Annotated in this window: 7 protein-coding genes; 5 read left to right on the top strand and 2 right to left on the bottom strand. The window is 60.8% G+C overall.

The genetic code is table 11. From position 1 onward, the window contains the following. Window positions 1–147: 147 nt before the first annotated feature. Window positions 148–1,401 (top strand): C4-dicarboxylate transporter DctA, encoded by a 1,254-nt coding sequence (gene dctA / locus KDL09_RS14340; RefSeq protein WP_294386360.1) that lies wholly within the window; start codon window positions 148–150, stop codon window positions 1,399–1,401. A gap of 21 nt (window positions 1,402–1,422) precedes the next feature. Here dctA and KDL09_RS14345 read toward each other — a convergent pair whose 3' ends face one another. After that, on the bottom strand, window positions 1,423–3,936 hold the full coding sequence (locus KDL09_RS14345) for a transglycosylase domain-containing protein (RefSeq protein ID WP_294386363.1): 2,514 nt from the start codon (window positions 3,934–3,936) through the stop codon (window positions 1,423–1,425). A gap of 76 nt (window positions 3,937–4,012) precedes the next feature. Between KDL09_RS14345 and KDL09_RS14350 the strand changes: the two genes are divergently transcribed. The 4 genes from KDL09_RS14350 to KDL09_RS14365 all read left to right on the top strand — a co-directional run bounded on the left by KDL09_RS14350 (window position 4,013) and on the right by KDL09_RS14365 (window position 7,527). Beyond that, the gene (locus tag KDL09_RS14350; protein ID WP_294386366.1) at window positions 4,013–5,074 is read left to right on the top strand and encodes an SAM-dependent methyltransferase; all 1,062 of its coding nucleotides are present in this window, start codon (window positions 4,013–4,015) and stop codon (window positions 5,072–5,074) included. 23 nt (window positions 5,075–5,097) lie between these two features. Then, window positions 5,098–5,655 (top strand): heme-binding protein, encoded by a 558-nt coding sequence (locus KDL09_RS14355; RefSeq protein ID WP_294386369.1) that lies wholly within the window; start codon window positions 5,098–5,100, stop codon window positions 5,653–5,655. A 7-nt stretch (window positions 5,656–5,662) separates the two neighbouring features. Next, window positions 5,663–6,541: a TIGR01777 family oxidoreductase gene (locus tag KDL09_RS14360; protein WP_294386372.1), complete on the top strand. Its 879-nt coding sequence runs from the start codon at window positions 5,663–5,665 to the stop codon at window positions 6,539–6,541. Between the two features lie 107 nt (window positions 6,542–6,648). Continuing rightward, a complete protein-coding gene (locus tag KDL09_RS14365; protein ID WP_294386375.1) occupies window positions 6,649–7,527 on the top strand; it encodes an HAD family hydrolase in 879 nt (292 codons plus the stop codon). A 3-nt stretch (window positions 7,528–7,530) separates the two neighbouring features. Here the strand turns inward: KDL09_RS14365 and KDL09_RS14370 are convergent, their stop codons facing one another. Further along, complete coding sequence (locus tag KDL09_RS14370) at window positions 7,531–8,502, bottom strand: SDR family NAD(P)-dependent oxidoreductase (RefSeq protein ID WP_294386378.1); 972 nt, start codon at window positions 8,500–8,502, stop codon at window positions 7,531–7,533. Window positions 8,503–9,194 lie beyond the last annotated feature (692 nt).

Below are 9,194 nucleotides of genomic sequence, written 5' to 3' on the forward strand. Positions count from 1 at the left end.
GACGTGCGATTCCCAGACTTTTTCGAAGAGAGTTTTGCCCATGATGCGTGCGAATTGGAGGTTAGAGGGCCGCGAGCCTAGCACGCCCGGCGGAGGGTGCAAGAAAGCCTCTTGGCTTTTGCCGGAGACCTGCCAGCATCGGCGCCCATGAAGTGGCTGAAAATTCTCTATGTGCAGGTGCTGATCGGGATCGTTCTGGGCGTGCTGACGGGCCTATTTTACCCGGAAACCGGCACGACGCTCAAGCCGCTGGCGGAGATCTTCATCAAGGCGATCAAGATGCTCATCGCGCCGATCATTTTCTGCACGGTGGTTTCGGGCATCGCCAGCATGGGCGACCTGAAGCGCGTGGGGCGCGTCGGATTGAAGGCGCTGATCTATTTCGAGGTGCTCACGACGCTGGCGCTGGTCATCGGCCTGCTTGTGGCGAACATCGCCGAACCTGGTGCGGGCATGCACAGCGAAGCCACGGCGAAAGAGACCGCCAAGATCACCGAATTCTCCGCCAAGGCCCACGACACGAGCACGGTCACGTTTTTGATGAACATCGTGCCGAAGACCTTCGTGGGCGCTTTCACGGACGAGTCGGTGCTGCCAGCGCTGTTTCTGGCGATTCTCGTCGCGATCGCGATGTGCCAGATGGGCGAGCGCGGTCAGATCGTGCTGGAGCTGCTGCACGTGGTGGGAGAGGTGTTTTTCAAGCTGGTGGCGATGATCACCAAGGTCGCGCCCATCGCGGCGTTTGGCGCCATGGCTTTCACCGTCGGCTCCGAGGGACCGGGCACGCTGCTGAAGCTCGCCAAGGTACTCGGCTGCGTCTATGTGACCTGCGGGTTGTTTGTGTTTGTGGTGCTCGGCCTGATCACACGCTTTTTCGGTTTCAGCCTGTGGAAGATCCTCGTCTTCATCAAAGACGAACTGCTGCTGGTGCTGGGCACCTCCTCATCGGAGACGGCGCTGCCGCAGCTCATGCAGAAGCTCGAGAAGCACGGCTGCGACAAGTCGGTGGTCGGCGTGGTCATTCCCTCCGGCTATTCCTTCAATCTCGACGGCACCTGCATCTACCTCACGCTGGCCGCGCTGTTCGTGGCGCAGGCCACCAACACGCCGCTGACGCTCTGGCAGCAGCTTGGTCTGCTCGCCGTGCTGCTTCTTACTTCCAAAGGCGCGGCAGGTGTCACCGGTGCAGGATTCATTACGCTCGTCGCGACATTATCGACCATCGATACCGGCATACCTGTCGCAGGGCTCGCGATGCTCATCGGCATTGATCGATTCATGTCCGAGGCGCGTGCGCTGACCAATCTCGTGGGCAACACCGTGGCCACGCTCATCGTGGCGAAGTGGGAGAAGGAGTTTGATGCGGAGAAGGGCGCGATCCTGCTACGAGGATCGAAATGAGGAGTCACCACTTTCCAAGACTCACAGCTCGATCTTCATCGGCGGCGGCGGGGCGAGCTTGAGCGTGGGCCCTTCGTCGGGTGTGTCCACCGCATCGACGGGGATGGCCTTGCGAATCGGAGTGCCGTCGTCGTTCACCGGGCTGGCGCGAGGAACGGCCTGCTCCGAATTGTAGGGATCGTCGCCGACGACGGTGAGCGCCTTCATGCGGATGGGCTCGATGTGCGCCCACTTGGCATATTCGGCGATCAGGGGCGCAGACCCAATGCCACCGACGGGCATACTGTAGCGGAACTGCTGAATCTCGCTCGGCAGCCCTTCGCCAGTGTGCAGCGTGCAGAAGCCTTCCAGCGGGGTGCCGGGGCGCAAATACTCGAAGTAAGTAGAGCGCACAGATTTCTCGCGTCCGTCAGGGCCCTTGATCTTCTCGTAGCAGTAGTCGGTGGCACGCATGCCGCTGCGCTGGCACATCTCCACGCGTTCCGCCGTCTGCGGAGGCTGGATCTCCTGGGGGGCAAAGCGGGAGACGCTGGAGTTCATCATGTCCACCCAGACGGGCAGCACGATGCGGTTTGAGAAGGCGCCGGGATAGATGGTCTTTGCCTTGTCAAAGCCGGCCCACACACCGCAGGTAACACCCGAGGTGTAGCCGAGGAACCAGAGATCCTTGAACTCATAATGCGTTCCGGTTTTGCCGCCGGCGACAAACTCACCCAGCTTGTAGTCACTGACCGCAGGGCTGCCCGTTCCGACATGGAGAGCGTCGACAAGGCAGGTGTGCGTCTGATAGGCGGCGATGGGATCCATGCTCTGGACACTGCGCAGCGCAGCCTCGGAAATCTGGAAAACGGCCTTGTCGTTGCTGTCGGTGATGCGCTGGATGAGGTTCAGTTTCTGCGGACGGCTCCCTAGCGTGGGAAAATTGGAATATGCCAGACACATCTCACTCAGCCGGGCCTCGCTGGCCCCGAGGAAGGTGGAAGGATAGTCACGCATCTCGGTGGTGATGCCAGCCTTCTGCGCAACCTGTTTGACCATGGGAACCCCCACGCGTTCTCCGAGACGGACCGTGGCGGAGTTGCGCCCCTGCACCAGCGCCTCACGCGAGCTCATCGGTGCCTGCGACCACTTCGGATTGTCCACCTCGGCGCCCCATTCACCCAGAATTCCCGTGAGACCGCCAATCATGACGCGGCGGTTGTCCAGCGGCGCGTCCTCGACCTTCGTGCCGGGATAAATCCCCGGACTGCTGAACGCCGCCGCGTAGACCAAAGGCGTGAACGCGGTGCCCACCGACCGCACACCATCTGTGGCACGATTGAACTGGCTGTCGGCAAAGTCGCGTCCACCCACCATCGCCAGAATGCTGCCGTCGTTGTTGTCGATCATCAGGGCGGCGGCCTGCAAATACTCCGGAAGCGGCTTCGGCGTGGCAGGGTCGATCTCGCCACGCTTCATTCGCGCACGATAGTCGGCCATGATGGCGCGGAACTGCGCAAAAGTCTGATGCTCGTAACCGGCACGCTTCTCGACCTCGGCCAAGCGTTTGTTGACCGCCTCTTCCGCAGCCTTTTGCAGATCCTGATCGATGCTGGTGTAGATATGAAAGCCGCCGATGGAAGCACGCTCCTCACCGACGAGATCCACCACCTCACGGCGCACGGCATCAAAAACGTAGCTCAACCGCGGATCCGAACTCTGCGGGGCGGTGACGAGCGGCCGGGTCTTGAGCTTTGCCGCCTCTTCCCTCGTCAAGGTGCCTTCGATGGACATGCGCTCGAGCACGTAGTTGCGTTCCTTCAACGCACGCTCTGGATGCTTGATGGGCTGGATGTTGTTGGGGCTTTTGATCAGGCCGACGATCGTGGCCGACTCCTCGATGCTCAGTTCCTTCACATCCTTGCCGAAGTAGCCGCGTGACGCGGCCTGCACGCCGTAAAAATTGATGCCGAAGAAAATGCGGTTCAGGTAGAGCTCAAGAATCTCCGATTTCGAAAACTGCTTCTCGATGCGCTGGGCGATGAAGGCCTCCAGAATCTTGCGTTTGTAGCTGCGCTCGAGGAGTTTGAACGTCTGGCGGGCGAGCTGCTGGGTGATCGTACTGGCCCCCTGCGTAACCTCACGCGCCATAACGTTTTCCTTCACGGCACGCGCCAGGCCGATGTAATCGACACCGTCGTGCTTGAAGAAACGCGAGTCTTCCTGGGCAACGAGGGCATCGATCAAATGCTGCGGGACATCGGTGATCGGCACCGGGGTGCGGTTCAACACATACAGGCGGGCCATTTCCTCGCCATCCCGGTCAAAGATGATGCTGGCGGCTTCGAGCTTCTTGAGCTCCTCGAGATCGTACTTCTCCGCATCCCTCCTCAATGGAGCCACAACGACGCTGTAACAGCCAAACGCGGCAACGACGCCGAGCAGCCCGAGGGCCATCAAGGCACTGAACCAGCCGCGACGGTAAAACGGCAGTTTCAAGCCGGTTTCGCCACGCCAGTTGCGCACAGGCTGAGGATCGGGATCATCACGGAACATGGTCAGATAAAAAGATGGGCAAGGAAACTACCCGCCCTTCACAATCCGCGCCAGTTCTTTCCCGTCTCGTCTCCTCATGCCTCTCCTGCCCCAGATGCTCCATGAACAGCTCGCCGCCACGCCTGCCGGCCGGCTGCCATTTGAACAAGTCATGGAACTGGCGCTCTATCATCCTGAGCATGGCTATTATGGAGCCGGGCCGCGCAGAATCGGTCGTGAAGGCGATTTTTTCACCAGCGTGAGCGTGGGGTCGCTGTTTGGCAAACTGCTGGCCATGCGTGCTCTCCAAGAATGGGAGGCGCAAGGCGAACCGGAGGACTTCACTATCATCGAACAAGGTGGCCATGACGGGCAGCTCGCGGAGGACATTCTGAGCACGGTCGGTGACCGGCCGGTGCGCTACCTCATTGTGGAGCCGAATCCACGCTATCGCGAAGCACAGACAAAACGCCTCGGTAGCCGTGTGCGGTGGGTGGAAAACCTTGCCGCGCTGCGATCCGGGCCCAAGCACGGCTTTTTCCTCTGCAACGAGCTGCCCGACGCCTTTCCCGTCCATCTCGTGCGCTGGAGTGGCGAGCGCTGGGAGGAACTGTTCGTCGAAGCCGACGGCACCGAGGCGTTTCGCTTTGTGCCGGGGGATTGCTCCAACGATGAGCTTGAAGAAGAGGTAAAACACCTCCCGCACGATCTCGAAACCGGCCACACTCTCGAAATCAATCTCGCCATGCTGCGATGGATACGGGAGCTCGCGCAGGCGGCATTCCGCGGTGCGATCTTCATCGCGGACTACGGCCTGGATGCCGAGGAGTTCTTTGCCGACTCGCGCGCCGGAGGCACGATCCGGCGCTATCGGCAGCACCAGATGGACGGACATGTGCTGGAAGATTTGGGCGGATGCGATCTGACCACGCACATCAATTTTACCCGGCTCATCGCCGAAGCCCTCCGGCATGGCCTTGTCGAACGCGAATACGATCTCCAAGGCCGCGTGCTGGGCCGCATGGCAATGCCATGGCTGCAAAGTTTCGAAGGCCGGCCTCTGGATGCCGCCATGATGCGGCAGTTCAACTCTCTGACCCACCCGGCGTTCATGGGAAGATCGTTTCGATGCCTCATTCTGGAAAAGCCAGCCAGATGAACTTTTAAAGACGTATCCCCGGCATGAAAAAATGGTTTATTTGGGCCCTTGTGACCATCGGAGCGGCACTCGGCATCGCTGCGTGCGTCACTTCGAGGTCGGGTTACGAAACGGCACCTTACAAACTCATCCGCACGGACGGCGACTTCGAGATTCGTGAGTATCCCGAACTGAAAATCGCCACCACATCACGGGATGCGGACAATTCGAGCTTCATGCGGCTCTTCCGCTACATCGACGGAGGGAACGTTAAGAAAGAGAAGATCGCCATGACCACGCCGGTCTTCATGGTGGATGGCAAGATGGCCTTCGTGGTGCCGGAGATGCACAAGGAGAACGCGCCCGCACCAGCCTCCGATCAGGTGAGCGTGGACACGATGAAGGCGCAGCGCGTGGCCGCCTACCGCTACAGCGGCAGCCGCAGCGCGAAGAGTGAGCCGCAGGCGTTGGAGAAACTCAGGGCTTGGATGGCTCAGAACAAGCTCACTGCAAACGGGCAGCCCTTCAGCGCCTACTACGACCCGCCATGGACACCCGGCTTCCTGCGGCGCAATGAAGTGCTGGCGCCCGTTACTCACTAAAGTTCTCATGCGCATCGGAATCACAGGAGCAACGGGCTTCATTGGCAGGCATCTCAGCTCTGGCGCTCGAGAGCAAGGGCACGACGTAATCGCGTATTCGCGCAGGCCGGGAGCAGGTCTGACTCAGCCGAAAAACGCTCCGCATGCGCTGCCAGAGACGAAACTCGACGCGCTGGTGCATCTCTCTGGCGAATCGCTCATAGGGCTGTGGACGCCGGAGAAACGCGACCGCATCTGGAAAAGCCGTGTGGACTTCACGGACGCGCTGGTGACTCATCTGAAGACTTGGAAGCCGGAGAACAGGCCCAAGGTGCTGGTGTGTGCGTCAGGTGCCGGATTCTATGGAAACAGTGGCGATAATCCTGTGGATGAGACTTCACCATGTGGGGAAGGTTTTTTGGCGAATGTCTGCGCAGGCTGGGAGAAGGCGGCATCGCGTGCTGAGGCGCTTGGAATTCGCGTCGTCGTGGTGCGTTCTAGCATTGTGCTAGGACACGAAGGTGGAGCATTTCCCATGCTTAAGCGGGTGTTTGGATTCGGGCTCGGCGGCAGACTCGGCTCAGGAGAACAATGGATGTCGTGGATTCATATCGACGATGCGGTGCAGATCATCTTGAAGGCAGTTGAAACCGAAACGGTGCGCGGTCCGGTGAATCTGTGCGCGCCTGAGGCGATTACGAATGCGGAGTTCACCACCAAGCTGGCCGCGGCGCTGAAACGTCCCGCGTTTTTCCATGCTCCCGCCTTTGCGCTGAAACTCCTGCTGCGCGGCATGGCGGAGGAGATGCTGCTGGGCGGACAGCGAGTGATTCCTCGCGTTGCTACGGAGATGGGCTACGATTTCAGGCATCCGACACTCTCCAGCGCTTTCGAGTCGCTGGTGTGAAGGGTGCCGGTTTACGGTGGTTGGCAGTTGTTGACTGTGGTTGACGATTGTTTTCCAAACCAACGTCAGCCCTCGTCAACGACCGCAAACAACCATCAAATCTCCCCATGGCCTCCCAGCAGACCACCATCGGCATCATCTACGATTACGACCAGACGCTGAGTCCCACCTACATGCAGGACGAGACGCTCTTCCCGCACTTCGGGATCAATCCCGGACAGTTCTGGAAACGCAGCCGCGAACTGGTGGACCAGGAAGGCTACGACGGCGAGCTGGCCTACCTGAAGTGCATGCTCGACTACCTCGACATGGACCGGCCGACGAACGAGGATCTGCGCAAGCTGGGCGCGAAGCTGCGCTTTTTCAAAGGCGTGCCGGAGCTCTTCGACGAGCTGAACAACGTGCTGAATGACCAGCACAAGCTGCTCGGGGTGACGATCGAGCACTACATCATTTCCAGCGGCCTGAAGGCGCTGCTGGACGGTTCCGCGCTAGCGCCTCACGTGAAGCGCATCTTTGGCTGCGAGTTCGGTGAGGACAAAAACGGCCGCATCACCTTCCCGAAGCGCGTCATCAGCCACACGACGAAGACGCAGTACATCTTCCGCATCAACAAGGGCATGCTGGAGCCGCATGAGGATGTGAATGATCACATGGCGCACGAGCTGCGGCCGATTCCGTTCCAAAACATGATCTACGTCGGTGACGGCCCCACGGACGTGCCGTGCTTCACCCTGATGAAGCGCTACGGCGGTCATGCGGTGGCGGTGTACAATCCGGACGAACAGAGCCGCAGCAGCTTCCGCAAATGCTACCAGCTCACCGGCCTCGCTGACCGCGTGAAACACATCGCGCCCGCCGATTACCGCCCCGGCAGCCACCTGCGCCTGCTGCTGGAAGAAATGGTCCTTGAAATCGCCGACGGCATCGTGCGCAAGAAGCGCCAGGAGATTGAGGAGGGCACGGTGTCCGCGCCGCATTTCTGACGCCTAGCACACCGTGATGCCCCGCGCCCGCATGTCGCGGAACCACTCGACGTACTTGGGCACCCCTTGGGCGATGGAGGTGGTGGGCTTGAAGCCGAGGAGAGCATTCGCCTTGCTCACGTCGGCGGAGGTGATCGGAACATCGCCGGGCTGGTCGGGCATCTGGTTGATGGTGGCCCCTTTTCCGAGCGCGTCCTCGATCGTGGTGATGAGATCGTTGAGCGAGACGTTCTGCGAGCCACCGAGATTGAAGATGTCGCAGATCGGACCGCTGCGGTAGTTCAGGGCACCGATGATGCCATCGACGATGTCGGTGATGTAGGTGTAGTCGCGCCGCGTGGTGCCGTCGCCGTATTTGTCGATGGGTTTGCCGTCCTCGATGAGGCGTGTGAACTTCGAGATCGCCAGGTCGGGGCGCTGGCGCGGGCCATAGACGGTGAAGAAGCGCAGGGCGACGGTCTTGATCCCGTAGAGGTGGCTGTAGTTCGAGCACATCTGCTCTCCGGCCATCTTCGTCATCGCGTAGGGGCTGATGGTCTGCAGGATGGGGTCGGTCTCGGCAAAGGGCACTTTCTTGTTCACACCATAGACGGAGGACGAACTGGCAAAGACGAAGTGCTTCGCGCCGGTGCGGCGGGCGGCCTCGAGGAGGTTGAAGGTGCCCTTAATGTTCGTGTCGATGTAAAGCTCCGGCTGCTCGATGGACGGCCTCACGCCAGCGCGGGCGGCGAGGTGGATGACGGCGTCAAACTTACCCTGCTCGAAGGTGTCGGAGACGAACTGGGCGTCGGTCAGTTCCCCTTGGCGGAACACCACATCCGGTCCGAGAGCACTGAGGTTGTCGCGCTTGATGGCGGGATTGTAGTAGTCGTTGAGGCTGTCGAGGACGGTGACACGACCGGTTTGATCACGTAGCAAACGCTCGACGGTGTGGGATCCGATGAATCCGGCTCCGCCGGTGACGAGAATGTTCATGAGAGGAAAAGCCGCCCAAAGACGGGTCGGATCTGAAAACTAACGAACAAGGGAGGCTCTTTTGCAACCTGCGAGGAGAAAGGGATTGACGCCAAGGGGCGAAATTCGCTAAATGTTATGAATTCCCCGAATCATTTCCTTTCCAGTCTCTGAATCATGAGCGAACCCGAAAACACGCCCCCTCCACCGCCGTCAGGCTCGACACCGAAGACTGCTGCGGTGCCGTTGAAGAAAGAAACAGTGCGCATCACCCTGCGTGGCCGCCCTGGGGCGGGTGTCACCCAGCCACGTGAATCCACTGCTCCGATCTCACCCGCGACCGGTGGAATTCCAGCCTCTCTGAACACGACTTCCGTGGTTCCCATGGTGTCCAAGAAGTCCACGGCACCTATTCAGCTGCCTTCGGCTCCGCTGCCCCCGCCAGCGCCAAAGTCCAGCACCGCTCCGGTGAAACTGCCGGCGCCCCCGATGTCCCCCCCCTCTAAGAAGACGACATCTGCCATCCCTGTAGCTTCATCCCCTCCTCCGACAGCCCCGGCACCTTCCGGCTCAATGCCTCCCGCTGCGCGGCCCCCCGTGGCACCGAAGCCCCCCGGCGCTCCCCCCCCTCCCCCCCCCCCCCCGGCCCCCCCCCTGGCCGGCCCGCCTCCCGCCCCCCCCCCCCCCGGGCAAAACCCCGCCCCCCCCCCCCC

This window comes from Prosthecobacter sp., assembly GCF_020439865.1.
GTDB lineage: Bacteria > Verrucomicrobiota > Verrucomicrobiia > Verrucomicrobiales > Verrucomicrobiaceae > Prosthecobacter.

Excerpts from the sequence above, each read along its gene's own strand:
- dctA (WP_294386360.1), top strand. The coding sequence starts at position 148 with ATGAAGTGGCTGAAAATTCTCTATGTGCAGGTGCTGATCGGGATCGTT.
- KDL09_RS14345 (WP_294386363.1), bottom strand. The coding sequence starts at position 3,936 with ATGTTCCGTGATGATCCCGATCCTCAGCCTGTGCGCAACTGGCGTGGC.
- KDL09_RS14350 (WP_294386366.1), top strand. The coding sequence starts at position 4,013 with ATGCCTCTCCTGCCCCAGATGCTCCATGAACAGCTCGCCGCCACGCCT.
- KDL09_RS14355 (WP_294386369.1), top strand. The coding sequence starts at position 5,098 with ATGAAAAAATGGTTTATTTGGGCCCTTGTGACCATCGGAGCGGCACTC.
- KDL09_RS14360 (WP_294386372.1), top strand. The coding sequence starts at position 5,663 with ATGCGCATCGGAATCACAGGAGCAACGGGCTTCATTGGCAGGCATCTC.
- KDL09_RS14365 (WP_294386375.1), top strand. The coding sequence starts at position 6,649 with ATGGCCTCCCAGCAGACCACCATCGGCATCATCTACGATTACGACCAG.
- KDL09_RS14370 (WP_294386378.1), bottom strand. The coding sequence starts at position 8,502 with ATGAACATTCTCGTCACCGGCGGAGCCGGATTCATCGGATCCCACACC.